The sequence below is a fragment of the Novipirellula herctigrandis genome (assembly GCA_007859835.1).
Taxonomy (GTDB): domain Bacteria; phylum Planctomycetota; class Planctomycetia; order Pirellulales; family Pirellulaceae; genus Novipirellula_A; species Novipirellula_A herctigrandis.
In genome coordinates this window covers 4,825,308-4,840,711 of the sequence record SJPJ01000001.1, presented here as the reverse complement: position 1 = coordinate 4,840,711, position 15,404 = coordinate 4,825,308, and the positions used below count along the sequence as shown (strand labels likewise).

The following is a 15,404-nucleotide window of genomic DNA, read 5'->3' as shown; positions in this document are numbered from 1 at the left end:
GAGTTTCCTATCTTGTTAGATTCAAGGTAGTGAGAAATACAAATAGCTTTATTTAGATTCGATCCCGACTGTGTTCACAGCGATCACTCGATATTGATGTTCTTTGCCCGCTATTTGGTTTTTGTCGGTGAATCGCATCTCGACGAGTGGCTGCGTGGGTGTGTCACTGTATTGGAGGTTTTGAAAAATAGGACGACCGAAGGGGTTCCTACCCTGCTTGGGAACATTGGCAAGAAACTTCCCGTCACGTTGGATGATGAAACGGGCGAGCCCACTTTCGAGATCAGCCTCGGCTTCCCATGTCAGCTCATTTTCATGTACGCAAATGTTCGTGGGCGATGGCGGCGGCGTGTGATCCGACACGGCGGTGTCGGTGACATACTGAGCCCAAGCAGTGGCGATTGTCTCGCTCGGCAGCCATACGGATTCTGCGATGATGGCCTTTTCTGTGATGGTTGCCTTGTACTCTGGTGCAGGAACCGGTGCGACCACTTTGACAGCACCAATATTCAGTGGTGCGAGCCATCCGTTTTCTCTTGGAATTGTATTTAAAGAATCGCCATCTTGGCTAGGCAATCGAACCGATAGGCAGGCATCCAACCAAGGAATCGCGAGGTAGCGTTGATTACCACATTCATGTGCGGTTAACGGATCAACCGCTACGCCAATGAGTCCACCTTTGACGCGAACTTCTCGAAAGAAAGCTTCGTTCGCGGGCCAGACATTTGTGAACCGACCCGTTTTGACGGAAACGCCTTCCTTCGTACCCAGATTACACATCATCGGAACATTAAGTGCAGCGTCGGGCAATGTATGAGGCTTGATCGAGGGGCGATCGGGATTCGTTTCAAACAGAGGTACGCCCGAGCGAAGCCACGCCGCAGCGACCCGCTGTGGATGCAGCATCACCATTCCGCCGGCCCAGTGACCTCCGCCACTGTGTCCCCACAATGCCCAAGGCACGGTGGCTAATTCAGGATGCTTCGACTTCACGCCAAGATCAACTAGGCAATTTTGAAACGCTGCGCTAGAGCCATTTCGCGGATCACACCACATCTGGCAATCTGCCTGATCCGGTTGCTCATAGGACGGCGCTAACAGCGCGCAATCGTGCTTCTTGGCTAATGCCTGCCAATGCAGATCATAAGCGCCTGTCAGACCCGATTTGCACGAGCCCACACCACAGCCATGTTGGTGAACGATGACCCCACGCAACGTTTTTACATTGCTTGGAATCCAGACGGTGTAGTTGACCGGATAGGTCAGTTCACTCGGCTGTGTGGAAGCTTCATAACGCACCCGATAGTAAGGAGGCTCGGCCGGTGGGAAGACTTCATAGGGTTGCTGTGCCGACACGATCGTTGCAAAAGCGACGAGAACAACAGCAATGATCAACAGGAATTTTGACATGGACTGGATCACCGGCTTGGTATTTTATCGACGAAAACAGGTCTGCACTTCGCGTCACTCATTTAAAAAATTGTGGTGGGAGACTACAAAATTCTAGCGACAAACTACGGTTGCCCATCATTAGGGGAACCCTATTCCACAGTACGAATCCAATCGATGGTTACCGTCGTCCCTTTCTTTCCCACCAGATCAATTTTCAAATTGTTGATCACTCCCTTCCATGTGTCTCCTGCCAAGGGAAGCCGATACTCGGTAAACGAGTCACTTGCAGTGACGTCGATTGAGCCCAAACTTTTGCCGTTTGCTGAAACGAAAAGGGAAGTGTCATCTTTGCATCGCATACGGATCTGCATTGCACCTTGGTTCTTTGCCGTGTCTAGATTCAATCCATGGCGTAGCAGTGATGCTTTACTCGCCAGCAGCTCGAAATTCAGAAACCCCTGATCGCCGGCAATATTTGTCACGTCCCCGTTGGATTTCCAGCCCTCGGTTTGCCAACCGCCGCAATCAAAAGCAAACAACAGCTTGCCGTCTTGAGGGTCTCGATCGTTCTGTTCTTCCCATGTGTCGGAAAGACCATCGCCATCGCTGTCTGACCGAATGCGTTCATATTCTGCGTTGACACCGATGCCCCATTTCGTATTTTCACCATTCCTTCGTAGTTCTTCATCGGGTTCGTTACCCGCGCCCAGGTCACCAAGGGCAAGCCACTTATCGAGGATGCCACGGTGCTCTTTGAGTACATCTGCAAGGCTAGGGTCGTTCACTAAGTTATTGACTTGCGCGGGGTCCTCGATCACATCGTATAGTTCTTCTGCGGGTCGCTCGCCGAAGTAGATTTCAGCTAACTTCGGAGCAAGAGTGCCATCGGCGTAAGCCGCGCGCAACGATTTGAGATACGGTTTACTATCACGGTATTGTGGCTGAAGAAAAACTCGATCTAGAAAGTAGTTGCGTGTGTATCGATAGCGATCGGTGCGAATCGTCCGAACACGGTCGATGGTGTGGTCGAGTCGATCTTTGGCGCCAGCCACAAAGGTGCGAGATTGGAAGTCATTCGCAAACAGATCACGACCTTCTAACCATGATGGCAGATCGATGCCGGCCCAAGCTAATGATGTGGCGGTTAGGTCAATCATGTTGACAAGATCATCACGAACGATACCACGTTGAGGCACCCAGGGCTCTGGTCCTTGAATGATGAACGGCACATGCAAGCCACCTTCGGTAGGCATCTGCTTGTGACGCACAAGGTTATTGGCACCATGGTCTGAGAAGTAGACAACGATCGTCGATTGAAGCATTCCGTCTGCTTTGAGGCGTTCAAGAATCCCGCCGATGACTTCGTCCTCTGAACGGATGGTGTCATAGTGCTGTGCAACCACTTCGCGGTAAAGCTCATTCTGAGGATAATCCGCAGGCACGGTCACGGCGGCTGGGTCTGTCTTTTTCGCTTGCGGGAATTTTGTCGTATTGGACTTCCCACCTTTCAGTTGGATTTGGCCAAAGAACGCTTGCCCGTCGGGACAATCACGCCACGGTGTTTTTACGTTCGCTTTTGAAATGGGTGAGTAGATGCCGTCGCCCGCTTCTGCAAAGTTGTAGTCGGTCTTGCCAACGTTGAAGGTGAAGTAGTTTGCTTCACGCATTAGTTCAGCAATGGTCTTTAGTCCTTCCGGCAAGTAAGTCTTCTGTGGACCTCGGCGTGATCTGTGTTCGTGGGCGCCAAAGCGAATCGCATTGGCCCCCACCGCGATCGAAGAACGACAGGCAGAGCAAACTGGAAACGGCACAAAGGCGCGAGAGAAACGTACACCACGGTTGGCCATCGCGTCGATGTTCGGCGTCCAATCTTCATTGATCGGGTCGCCATAGCAGCCGATCCAAGGCGATGTGTCTTCTTGGAAAAGCCACAAAATGTTCGGTTTGTCAGCTGCATTACAGACACTAGCAAGAAGGATGTTGAGTGCCGCAATCGCTAGCAGATGGGTTTTTATATGCATGTTGGTTTCTTTTTTGCAGTATCGTAATGCGTTGACTGACTTGTGGGGATCTTCTCTTGCGTCCCCATGAATTGGATGGCTAGTTTCTATAGGTTCATCGATTTGATTTTTTCTCGTACCGCCTTCGCATTGAAGTTCTCCGGCCGCGGCATGCCAAGCTCCGATTCGAGTTCTTCAAGTGTTGGTGTTTTGGACGGTACACCTCCGTCAGGCACCTCGGCGCCAGCGATCCATACCAATGCATTGAGCACCGATTTGCGGTACATGTCCTGCGCCCAATTCCAGTGCGCATGCATCCCCGTAAATCCGAATCCGCGGCCTCCGTCCGGTCGTTTATAGACCCATCCGACTACTTCGGCCATTCCCTTGCGGGCGCGGACGTGCGGATTTCCGCTATGGGGACCGTCGGGACGTTGACGGGTTTTTTCGGGCGGTACAGCGGAAAGGATCGGCGTAACTCCCTTCATTTCAGGGGGGAAACGCATGTGATAATACCACTCGTCGTCGGCCTTAAATGGTTTCAGCCCCCGAGCAACAGGGTGTTCGGGGAATGTCTTAAAGTTGGCTTCCCAGTGAGGATTGACTGACCAGTGGTGTTCGTACGCGCCGCCGATCCACGAGACCAACCGTTCCACCGCTTTGGGATCCGTTGGGTCCACGGTGTAATGAACGCACGCCAATCCGACACCTTGTTTCATCAATGGTTCGAGCTGATCACCAAGAGTTTTTACCAGTCGCCCGCCATCGCTGCCGAGAACGATCGCATCGGCCGTTTCCAAAATCGAAAGATCCCCATCGTTCTGGATAACCTCCGCAGTCACGGAAGGAACATTTTCATTCAGAGCCCGGGCAAGCATGCGGAAGGCTGCACCGTACGCATGACCGCCGTAGCCGTGGCTCGCCTTGCCATGAACGAAAACGATTTTCTTTTTCGCCTCGTTGGGCTTTAATTCGGCAGCCGACGCTGGGGCCGACACCGGGGCAATCATCGCCAGGACAACGACCGAAAGACCGATTCGAAACGCAACACGATTTTGAATCATCTAAAAGGTTCCTATCAACAAAAGTGCAAACGTAAGCAAGGCTCACCGATGGAAAACAGTGTCTCCTACTTTTTCCAGGCTGATGCCATTTCATGGACTTCGAGCGATTCAATGGTCAACGATCCACCTTCGGCAGCGATCGAGATGTTGCCGAGGGGTTGTCCCATGTCGCGACGACCACTGGTTTTGAAGCATGCACCGCCGCCTCCGATCAACTCGTACATCGGTCGGTCCACAAGAACGCGGAAAGTGACTCTGCCATCTTTCAACTTCAGCGGCATTTCATCAAGCGTTTGAGCATTGAAATCATACGTCACTTTGTTTTCGCCGAATTGAAGAACCGCTTTCGAAGCGTTGCCCTTTTTCAACGTCACAACCACATCGAATAGTTGATCAGTCGCATCGACTTGGATCATTGGAGTTTGGGACGTCAGTTCCACATTCTCGGCCGTTTCAGGGTTCGGTTTGCGAAGCAGTTCGAGTTCCTTGATCGGGTTGGCGAACATTCGAACGCCGTCTTCTGTGGTATGCAAGGTTAGATTCGTTGGCACGGTGAACGATTGGTTGAACGGCATATCGGGAATGTCGATCTGCGCCCAACCGATCTGAACGACACGGCCATCGGGATGGTTGCTGAAGCATTGTGAGGCATAGTTGGAACCCCAATGAACTTGGTGCTTTCCTTCATGCTCGGGAGTGAATGTTTTGCCGTCAAAGTGACCAAACGCATACCGTGCGTCTGCGGCAAAGATTACCCACTTGGTCTTTGTGGCGTCACCGTCAACTGGCAATTCAAAGATTTCGGCACACTCAAAGTAGCCGGGAATATTGCTTTGGTGTTCCCAATTTTTGAGATCCTTGCTTGTATAGATCGCGATGTTTTGGCCATGCTCAGGAGCCTCGTCGTAGACAGCGATCACCCAGTGCTGGCCCGGTTCATACCAGATTAACTTTGGATCGCGTCCCTTGTGCTCGATGATGGGATTGCCTTCGTAATATTGCCAGGTCTTTCCACGGTCATTCGAATAGGCGAGACATTCGCCACATCCGGTATCGGTGAATGCGAGAACGATGGTTTTCTCGTCGCCAATTTGGAGGCCAGCGGAATTATTGAAATCGATATTCCCGCTTCCAGAGAAGCAATTTTTGTCCGCCATCGCTGGATGGCGGCTCTCAACATCGCCTCCGAACGGACGCAGTGCTCGGTCGTGTTCCGTCCAATGAATCATGTCAGGGCTGGTTGCATAGCCCCAGTACATATTGGCCCACTTCCGTCCCGCCGGATTGCATTGCCAAAAGAAATGGTATTTGCCGTCGTGGTAGACCATTCCGTTTGGGTCGTTGCACCAACCACGCATCTGGCTGAAATGAAATTGCGGACGTCGCACTTCGTCGTAGAGTGGTTGGAGGTTACGGATTTCGTCACTCGATTCAAGCATCTCGCAAATTTCAGGGGCTGTTCGAGCAACGACCTTCGCCGTCTTGCCAACGTATTCGGACATATTGATGTAGGTCCACCAATCGATTGCATTCGCATTCGCTGGGAAATCGCAATCCAAATTGTGTACAAGTTGGTCGCCTACGTAGACAGTCATCCGTCCACGTTGTCCCGTATTCGAGACAGGAACAAGTATGTACTTGCCCGTAATTTTTAGTTCTTGAGTGTTTTCCGCATGAGGATTTTTATCGGAACTCTGCGTTGGCGCGGGATCTGGCTTCTTATCGGCCTTTGTGTCGCTTTGTGAGACCTGATCGAAGTTGATGTGGCCCCAACCGCCGGACTCATTGTCAACGATTTGGATTACAGCTTTTTCACCCTTGTACTCTCGAACGTCCCAGTTTTCCCAGTTCAGAAACTCGTTGCCACCCGGTTGATGGTTTGGACCTGTGGCGGACAGGACGACCTCACCACCGATGATCAAATTAGCGCAGGTCTTTTCCTTGTGTCCGCCGCCTCCGATCAGAAACGTGATGTAATCTCGCTCGATCGTGAATGTTGGCGAGGTCAGTTTTCCGGTCGACTTGTCGCCGCCCAGAAACGAATTGACGAGTCCCTTGCCTTCGAAACCTGTTAGCTGCATCTGACCGGCAAGTGTGCCTTGCGCTGGACCTGTCCCGAAAGCGTCGCCTTCGACTTTCCAGCCGCCGTAGTCAGCCGCTTCGAAATCGTTGATGAGGATATTGTCGTCGGCGCGTAGAAGCGTTGGTATCGCTATTGCCAATAGAAGCAGCAGGTTGCAGGTCATTGAACGCAATGGTTTATTCACTGAGTATTCTCTTTTACGCAAAAATCAAATGATCAAAGCTGGATTGTTTTGCCACGGTTCAATCGCCGACAAAACTTTTTGGACGGTAGCCGAGCACTTGCTCGGGGTCCCAGCGGATACCGGGAACCCAACGTTCGCCACCGTACTCGTAGGCGCCGATGTCGGGGGCTTTTCCTTGAAAGCCTTCGGTAAAACCAGGTAGGATTGTACCTCCGTCGATCACAGACGCCCCACTTTTCGGCCAAAACTTTAGAGTGTTTCTATCTTCCAAAAGCGGTTGCTTACCCATGAAGTTGGTAGACAGATTTTCCGCAAATGGATAGGGGTGTCCCTTCGGGTCGCCACTAATCGTCAAAGCGATATTGTTAGCAATTCGGCTGTTGCGGTTCTGCTGCAACAGCAATGGATGTTGCTCTCGCCAAAACTTTTCCGGTTCAGCCATCGAATGGAGGCTAATATAATTGCCGGGTGATGTCGGTGTACCGATTTCGAAGACCGTGTTGTTATAAACGCGATTGTGGTCACCTTTGACGATGATCCCGTCACGTCCGCAATTCCAAACAACGTTGTGATGGACGGTCAAAGATCGCGTTTGGTCATCGCCACGGATACCAAGTCCACCCGGCACGACACCGCTTTCGGTTTTGAATTGGTGTTCAGTGAAACAGCCGTGAACCCAGTTGTATCGGACGACGCTTCCGGCGCAACTCGGCTGGCCCGTGTACACCAATGCGACGTCTTTGCAGCATAGTCCGCCGTCGTAGATGTGATTGTACTCAACAATGTGCCCCGGCAATCCACGGTAGTTAAGGATCGCATTGCCGCAGTTGAAAAGAGTGCAATGGCGAACGAGGCAGCGATCTTCCGCGGCCTCTTTCCCGTTGGATGCAATGGAAAGCATAGGAGTTCTTAGAGAACCGTCCCAGCAGAAGTCGTGCATCAGGCAGTCCTCAACCAAGTTGCGCCGGCCGACCATTCGCAAGGCGCTACCCGGTCCCCATGCAAAGCTGCAACGAGTCACGCGGTTATCGTCTCCGACAATCTTTGTCTCGGCCTTGTCGAATTCATCCATCTCAGGATCGTCGATCCGCCTCATGACATTAGGAAAGCGAACATGACACTGATCGATTTCGAGATCATGGCACTTGTTGAATCCGAATGTGCATGCTTCCAAGAAAATGCCTTGTAGAGTGACATGGTTGATGTTGTGGCCCTGAAAGGCATACGCACGCGTTTTGATTTCAACCGAATACTGATCGGGATCTTGGCCATCGGGAACCCAAAGATAAAGCAGTTTGGCATCCTGGTCGTGAAACCACTCGCCCGGCGAGTCCAATGCTTCGAGTTTGCCGGTCAAGTAGTAACGATCGTCCTCCCAAGGACGCGTCTTGTCAGCATAGTGCGTGATCGAACCCAAGTCCTTGTCGTATTCGAAGGTTTCGCTGTTCGCATCGTGATGCTTGATGGTGCGCGTCCATGTAAAGAATTGGTGGGCGACGTTCAGCGTCGCCACTGCACCGGTCCAGTCAATTTGTGTCTTGGCCAATTCGGGATCGACCATCTTTCCGTAACGGCTGCCTTTGCCGGCTGCGGACCATCGGTCACGGTTCCATAATCGATCCATGAACAAGTTCGGCCACCGTGCTTCGATCATCAAGTCTCCCTCAACAAACAACTGCCGAACGGGCCCCTGTACACTCGACTTGTAGACATTGTTGGCATGAGGGGACCAATTCGAGTTTGTCAGATCCGCACCGCTGATCACCACTTTTTCGTTCGGGGCTGCTGCAAAGCGGATTGGCTTGGTCGCGGTACCACTCTGTTTCAGCTGGATCGACTCGCGATAAACACCTGCATGGATCAGGACCGTATCGCCAGGTCGTACAGCGCGCGCGGCTTGCTGAATCGTGCGAAAGGGTTGCTCAGGCGTTCCGGCACTTGTCGCCAAACCGTTTGGTGATACATGGAATTCGGCGGCATTCAGAACTTGCGCAAGTAGCAGTAGGGAAGACAACGCCGCGACAAATCGCTTCATTGGGTGACTCGGAGTGAATCGTAGGTGGGATCGTAAGTGAGGATACCAATTGTACTCGATCTTAGACGAATAGGCTCACGGTAATCGGATCAGACCGGATTTTGATTGTGAATTTGATCGGACTTTCTCAACCGGCACAATGTCGCTGGTGAGGGAAGCGAACCGGAACTGGCAATACTTGATTATTTTTGTCAACTTTCGATTGCCTTGCACGGGCCTCTCCGATTACGGGCCTCTCCGACTACGGGCCTCTCCGACTACGGGCCTCTCCGATTCAACGTCGGTTCGATAAGCCGTCCATTCGGTGCAAACAAATTCGCCGTTGGCCTTGGTGTTAGCGAGCGAGAATGCACACCGAAACCATCGGCTATCGATCTGTTTCGCGAACCCTGTATGAAGACACCAGCCGAAAATCGCTTGAGAGTTTTTGGTATGCTACTGACTATAGACGGATCCGCGGGAATTCGAGTCATTCGATACCACTCACTTTACGCACCATCACCGAAATTATCCCTGGAAGCGTACTCCCATGAAAAAGTTCTTCATTGGCATCATCCTTGCATGTAACACCATCAGTCTAGCGGCAGCAGATCGGCCCAACATTTTGCTATTCACCGCGGATGATTTGCATGCCGAGTCGCTGGGCGTTTACGGTGGTAAACCAACGGACCTGACACCGAATCTTGATGCATTTGCAGCGGAGAGTTTGTTGTTTGGCAAAGCCCATGTGAACGTGGCAATCTGCGCTCCCTGTCGAGCGGTGATTGCCACAGGACGTTACAGCCATCGCTCAGGTGCCATGGGTTTTATGCCAGCCCGAGAAGATGTGCCGGACATCGTGACGACTTTGAAAGCAGCCGGATATCACACCGGAATCCTTGGCAAAGTGGGCCATTCCACTCCAAAGAAATCGATGCAGTGGGACTACGCGTTCGACCAAAGAGATCTTGGCAACGGGCGCAATCCTGAGCTGTATTATCAACGGAGTCAGGTGTTTCTGAAAGAATGCCAAGCTGCAAAAAAGCCGTTCTATTTCATGGTGAATTCGCACGACCCTCATCGACCTTATTGCGACCCCGACAAACTCACCAAAGGCGCCGCGATGCCGTCGAGAATCTACAAGCCCGAAGAAGTCGAAGTGCCGGGATTTCTTCCCGACCTGCCGGGAGTCCGAGCGGAGTTGGCAACCTATCTGAATTCCACACGACGCCTTGATGACACTTTTGGAAAAGTCATGCAAGCACTAGATGAGTCGGGTCATGCCAAAAATACGCTGGTGCTGTTCATCACCGACAACGGTATCGCCGTGCCGTTTGCCAAGTGCAACACGTGGTTTCACAGTTCACATAGTCCACTGTTAGTTCGTTGGCCGGGAGTTATCAAACCTGGTACCCGCGACGACAAACACTTTGTCTCGGTCGTTGATTTCTTTCCCACATTTATGGAAGCCACTCAGGTGAATGGTCCCAAAGGTTTAGACGGAAGATCGTTTTTCTCGTTATTAAAGGGCCAATCTCAACAGGCGCGTAATCATGTCTTCACTCAAATTGATTCGAAGGCTGGTGGAGCCGCCGTGCCGATGCGTTGTGTGCAAAACGAAAACTTTGGCTACATCTATAATCCGTTCAGCGACGGCAAATATTGGTATCGCAACAACAATGAAGGCAAAACGATGGAGGCGATGAACGAGGCCGCTAAGACCGACCCATCGATTCAGGCAAGGGTTGATTTGTTTCGATATCGAGTGCCCGAAGAATTCTATGATCTAAAGAACGATCCAAATTGTCTTCACAACCTGATCGATGAAGCTGGTTATGCCGAGACGCTGCAGACGTTACAGAGCAAATTGGTCGCCCACATGAAAAAGACCAAAGACCCGATGCTCTCCGCATTCCAATCTCGGAACGATCGAGCCAAGGTCGACGAAGTCCTCGAAGCTACTTACGGACCAAGGAAGATGGATCGCAGAAAACCAAAAACGGTCGTTAAAAAAAAGAACAAGAAGTAGGACTTGTTGCTGTTTTTGAATCAATGACCTTGCATCAAAAAGATGCCGAAAAAATCACTTTGGATTTTTCTAAACATGATGACTCAGCGAATTGTCTTTTGCCTCACACTGATGCTGTTAACGGTCACTGGGGCTGCTGCGGAGCAGCCAAATATTCTCATCATCTTCACGGATGATCAGGGGTATGCTGATCTGGGCTGTTATGGCAATGAGAAAAATCAAACGCCGCGGCTCGACCAGTTGGCAAAAGAGGGGACGCGGTTTACTTGTTTCTACGCTCAAACGGTGTGTGGACCCTCACGTTCGGCTTTACTCACCGGACGCTACCCAATTCGCAGCAAAGGTTGGGGCATGCCTGCTTCGGAGATCACGTTTGCAGAATTGATGCGCGAGTCTGGATACCAGACCGCTTGCATCGGTAAGTGGGATGTTTCTAATCGCAAGCCGATCGTGGACCGCATGCCCAATGCACAGGGTTTTGATTACTATTTCGGAACCCTGGGAGCGAACGATTCCGGAGGTGTCAGCTTTCATGAGAACAACGAGGAAGCTGGCTCGACCCGTGATATGGGGAGCCTGACCACTCTCTACACCGACAAGGCAATTGCGTATCTGAAGGAGCGACGCGATCCGGAAAGGCCGTTCCTACTTTATCTGGCCCATACGATGATGCATACGGTCATCGATGCGTCGGAACGATTTCGCGGCAAGTCGGCGGGTGGTTTGTACGGCGATGTGGTCGAGGAATTCGACTTCGAAACCGGTCGTCTACTCGATACCCTCGACGAGTTGGACCTAAACAGGGACACTCTCGTGATCTACACAAGCGACAACGGGCCTTGGAACCAGCCAAAATACACTGAGAAAAAGAAGGGTCACCCAGAGGGTTCAATATTCTGGGGCGAAGCTGGACCACTGCGAAATGGCAAGGGTTCTTGTTACGAAGCTGGTTACCGTGTGCCTTGTATTGTTCGATGGCCCGACAGGGTGCCTGGGAATCGCGTGTCGGATGCAATCTTTGCGACCATCGACTTCCTGCCGACGTTTGCAACCTTGTGTGGATTCGAAGTGCCAAAGGACCGCCGCATCGATGGGATCGATCAGAGAGATTTGCTCCTTGGCAATCGAGAAACGGGGCGGAAAAACTTCTATTTTCATGAAGCGGGTGTACGCCAAGGGAAGTGGAAATACCTCATCTCCGATGCATTTTTCCATGGCTATGCAGTGGAGCGCGATCGCAAGAAGGTGGATGAATTGTACGATCTCCAGACCGATATCGGCGAACAGGCGAATTTAGCAGGAAAGTATCCAGAGAAAGTTTCCAATTTAAGGGCTCTGATGCAAGTCATAGAAGCAGGCGACAAGCTGGATCCGACAGCAAACCGGCGATAACAGCAACAACGAACCTGTTGCTGACAATAACCGACGATTGCTGACGGAATATGGGTTCGATGGAACCTGTTTCGTAAAAGCAAAAACCCTGAGCTGTCAAACGAGTTGACGCTTATCAACATCCAATCACATCCTCTGATGAAAGAAGAAACCAATGAGGACGGTCGCACGACGATGGCTGACGCTTAGCATTTGCGTTGGAGCAATGGTGCTATGCATCCCCTCGGCGCATGCTGGTGCCACTTACTATGTCGATTCCTTAACGGGCGACGACGCCAACAACGGGCGTGATCCCACCAAAGCGTGGCAGTCGTTAGCCAAGGTAAATAGCATCGAGTTCCATCCTGGGGACCGGATTCTTTTTAAGTCCGGCACGCAATACAGTGGTCAACTCTCGCCCCGCGGCTCGGGCAAATTGGTCGACGGGAAACCCAATCCAATCGTTATCGATCGCTTTGGCCAGGGCAGGCGACCTCGTCTCGATGGAGATGGTGTCGTCCAAAGCACGTTGTATCTTTTCAATGTGGAGTATTGGGAAGTCAGTGGATTGGAAATTACGAACCAAGGCCCGCAACGCGAGTCGGGACGCAGGGGCGTTCATGTGCACATCAAGGACTTCGGCACGGCACACCACATTCAGTTGAAGGACCTCTACATCCACGATGTGAATGGCAGCATCTACAAAAAGAAAGGCGGTGGCAGCGCCATCCTGTGGCAGAACGAAGGTAGAAGGAAACGATCGCGATTCGATGGATTGCTAATTGAGAATTGTCATTTGAAACGCTGCACACGAAACGGCATCAATGCGCGTGGCTATTCCAATCGAAGACAATGGTATCCAAGTTTGAATGTGGTCGTCCGCCATTGTCTGCTTGAGGAGATTCCCGGCGACGGGATAGTACCGATCGCTTGCGACGGTGCGCTGATCGAGCATAACGTGATGCGAAACTGCCCGCGTTTGTTGGAGCCGGGTGATGCAGCAGCCGGCATTTGGCCGTGGAGCTGTGACAACACGGTGATTCAATTCAACGAAGTCAGCGACCACAAGGCTCCTTGGGACGCGCAGGGTTTCGATTCCGACTGGAATTGTCGCAACACGCTAATCCAGTACAACTACAGCCACGACAATGAGGGCGGATTCCTACTGGTATGTAACAACGGCGGCGCAACGCCACCGAGCAATATTGGGAATCGCGGAACCGTAATTCGCTATAACATCAGTATCAACGATGGGTTGCGCGCCACGCCCACGCACCAAGGCGTCTTCTCTCCGGTCTTCCACATAACGGGTCCATGCAAGAACACCAAAATCTACAACAACGTGATCTACATTAACCGTAAACCTGATGACAAAATCGATCGCACGATCGTCAAGATGGATAATTGGGGCGGAACCTGGCCTGAGGACACCTTGTTTGCCAACAACATTTTCTACGTTGAGGACGAAGCGTCATTCCAATTTGGCGAAGATCAAAAGACGATGTTCAAGAACAACGTCTTTTACGGCAAAATCCGCCACGAACCGGGGGGCACTCAAGCGAAAAATCAAGACCCAATGTTCCAACGCCTACCTAGCGGAACCGGCGGAAGCTTCCCGGCCCTGAAGGCATTCATGCTGCAAAAAGGATCGCCGTGCGTCGCAGCCGCGCATCCCATTCACGACAACGGTGGCCGAGACTTCTTTGGCAATCCAGTGCCACAGGACGGGCCGAAATGCATTGGCATACATGAGGCAAATGCGGAGCGGCGTCCATGATTTGGTGCCGATGAATAAACGTTAACTGAACCATCAGCAGGCGGGTGGCTGCCGCGTCGGTGAGCACAATGAATCCGAGTCGACGCTCCGCGGTTCAGTAACGTTGGACCGTACGCCAAACGATGAATGCAACTTACGATAGAATCTCCACACGACATTGAAAACCCAATAGCAACGGATCAATTATTATATGTTTTTCAAATCAATTGCCGCTGTCCTGTGTTCTCTTATCCTCGGTAATTATGTTGCCGCCAAAGAGCCTTTGTCGTTGATTGATGCTGTTGATGGCCGCTTTGATATGGGTGTTGGAATCGGATCGCAGGCTTTTCGGTTGCCAGAGAATCGCGAATTAGTGTTGAAGCATTTCAACTATGTAACGCCTGAGAACTGCATGAAGTTTGCGGCGACACAGCCCGTCGAAGGCAACTTTCAATTTGAGAAAGCTGACGAGTTTGTTGAGTTGGCTCATCGCCACGGATTGAAGGTACTGGGGCATTGTCTGATTTGGGCCAAAGACGACCGAACGCCCGAGTGGTTTTACCGCGACGGCGACAAGCAGGTCGAACCGGAAGTCCTGATGCAACGCATGAAGACTCATATAGAAACCGTGGTCCAGCGTTACAAGGGACGGGTGCAATCGTGGGACGTTGTGAACGAAGCGATTGGGGATCGCAATGACGAGTATCTGCGTGATTCGGTGTGGGCGAAACTACTGGGTGATGATTTCATCGTCGAAGCGTTTCGATACACGCACGAGTTGGATCCCGAAGCGTTGTTGATTTACAACGATTATCATTGTCACGAGCAATGGAGACGTGACAGGATGGAGCGTCTGGTGAAAAAAATTCAGCAAGAGAATGTGCACATTGATGCGATCGGAATCCAGGGGCACTACAACCTTGACGACGTTCCGTATCAGTCGCTCGAAGAGCTTCTAATCTTACTACGAAAGCTCAATGTCAAAATTGCAATATCGGAATTGGATATCGATATGATTCCCCGCAATGGTTGGTGGGCCGAGGGAGGGAAGAATCGCGATCAGTTGGCAAAGTTCAATCCGTATCCGGATGGTTGCCCGCCGGAGCTACTCGATCGACAGGCCGAACAATTCGCGAAGCTGTTCGATCTGTTCGAAAAGTATGAGGATGTGATCCTGCGAGTTTCGTTTTGGAACATCCACGATGGCGAAAGCTGGCTAAACACCTTCCCATGGAAGCGAGACAACTATCCAACGCTCTTCGATCGGAATCGACAACCCAAGCCAGCCTATCATGCAGTGATCAAATCACTGACACGATCAATCCCGTGTTGCGAATACTCAAAGATGGCCGCGTAGTGGCACTGGTAACTTCGGTGCCGCAACGCAAACCTTGGCGTCTTTTCTAGTGAAGGTTAGCTCCTGCATGTCGGGAACCAATAAGGCTTGGGTAATTTTCTCCGTGCCAGGATTCGCTCACGTTGATGGGGACCAGTTTCTGACGCGCGGCGTT

The 15,404-nt window shown here is 51.6% G+C and carries 9 protein-coding genes; 4 read left to right on the top strand and 5 right to left on the bottom strand.

Annotated elements, in window-relative coordinates:
* Positions 1–48 precede the first annotated feature (48 nt).
* The 5 genes from CA13_RS17710 to CA13_RS17690 form a co-directional block, all read right to left on the bottom strand.
* Positions 49–1,410, bottom strand: coding sequence for a hypothetical protein (locus tag CA13_RS17710; protein WP_146398833.1), 1,362 nt, complete (start codon positions 1,408–1,410; stop codon positions 49–51).
* A gap of 131 nt (positions 1,411–1,541) precedes the next feature.
* Positions 1,542–3,413, bottom strand: coding sequence for a sulfatase family protein (locus tag CA13_RS17705; protein ID WP_146398831.1), 1,872 nt, complete (start codon positions 3,411–3,413; stop codon positions 1,542–1,544).
* A gap of 86 nt (positions 3,414–3,499) precedes the next feature.
* Entirely contained in the window at positions 3,500–4,456 is a 957-nt protein-coding gene (locus CA13_RS17700) for a ThuA domain-containing protein (RefSeq protein WP_146398829.1), read from the bottom strand.
* Positions 4,457–4,521: 65 nt separating this feature from the next.
* The gene (locus CA13_RS17695; RefSeq protein ID WP_146398827.1) at positions 4,522–6,723 is read right to left on the bottom strand and encodes a glycoside hydrolase family 32 protein; all 2,202 of its coding nucleotides are present in this window, start codon (positions 6,721–6,723) and stop codon (positions 4,522–4,524) included.
* Between the two features lie 58 nt (positions 6,724–6,781).
* A complete protein-coding gene (locus CA13_RS17690) occupies positions 6,782–8,758 on the bottom strand; it encodes a right-handed parallel beta-helix repeat-containing protein (RefSeq protein ID WP_146398825.1) in 1,977 nt (658 codons plus the stop codon).
* Between the two features lie 529 nt (positions 8,759–9,287).
* Between CA13_RS17690 and CA13_RS17685 the strand changes: the two genes are divergently transcribed.
* The 4 genes from CA13_RS17685 (at position 9,288) to CA13_RS17670 (ending at position 15,250) form a co-directional block, all read left to right on the top strand.
* Complete coding sequence (locus CA13_RS17685; RefSeq protein WP_146398823.1) at positions 9,288–10,766, top strand: sulfatase family protein; 1,479 nt, start codon at positions 9,288–9,290, stop codon at positions 10,764–10,766.
* Positions 10,767–10,808: 42 nt separating this feature from the next.
* On the top strand, positions 10,809–12,158 hold the full coding sequence (locus tag CA13_RS17680; RefSeq protein WP_419194508.1) for a sulfatase-like hydrolase/transferase: 1,350 nt from the start codon (positions 10,809–10,811) through the stop codon (positions 12,156–12,158).
* Between the two features lie 154 nt (positions 12,159–12,312).
* Positions 12,313–13,914: a right-handed parallel beta-helix repeat-containing protein gene (locus CA13_RS17675; protein ID WP_146398821.1), complete on the top strand. Its 1,602-nt coding sequence runs from the start codon at positions 12,313–12,315 to the stop codon at positions 13,912–13,914.
* 190 nt (positions 13,915–14,104) lie between these two features.
* Positions 14,105–15,250, top strand: a complete 1,146-nt coding sequence (locus CA13_RS17670) for an endo-1,4-beta-xylanase (protein WP_146398819.1) — start codon at positions 14,105–14,107, stop codon at positions 15,248–15,250.
* Positions 15,251–15,404 lie beyond the last annotated feature (154 nt).

Excerpts from the sequence above, each read along its gene's own strand:
- CA13_RS17710 (WP_146398833.1), bottom strand. The coding sequence starts at position 1,410 with ATGTCAAAATTCCTGTTGATCATTGCTGTTGTTCTCGTCGCTTTTGCA.
- CA13_RS17705 (WP_146398831.1), bottom strand. The coding sequence starts at position 3,413 with ATGCATATAAAAACCCATCTGCTAGCGATTGCGGCACTCAACATCCTT.
- CA13_RS17700 (WP_146398829.1), bottom strand. The coding sequence starts at position 4,456 with ATGATTCAAAATCGTGTTGCGTTTCGAATCGGTCTTTCGGTCGTTGTC.
- CA13_RS17690 (WP_146398825.1), bottom strand. The coding sequence starts at position 8,758 with ATGAAGCGATTTGTCGCGGCGTTGTCTTCCCTACTGCTACTTGCGCAA.
- CA13_RS17685 (WP_146398823.1), top strand. The coding sequence starts at position 9,288 with ATGAAAAAGTTCTTCATTGGCATCATCCTTGCATGTAACACCATCAGT.
- CA13_RS17680 (WP_419194508.1), top strand. The coding sequence starts at position 10,809 with ATGCCGAAAAAATCACTTTGGATTTTTCTAAACATGATGACTCAGCGA.
- CA13_RS17675 (WP_146398821.1), top strand. The coding sequence starts at position 12,313 with ATGAGGACGGTCGCACGACGATGGCTGACGCTTAGCATTTGCGTTGGA.
- CA13_RS17670 (WP_146398819.1), top strand. The coding sequence starts at position 14,105 with ATGTTTTTCAAATCAATTGCCGCTGTCCTGTGTTCTCTTATCCTCGGT.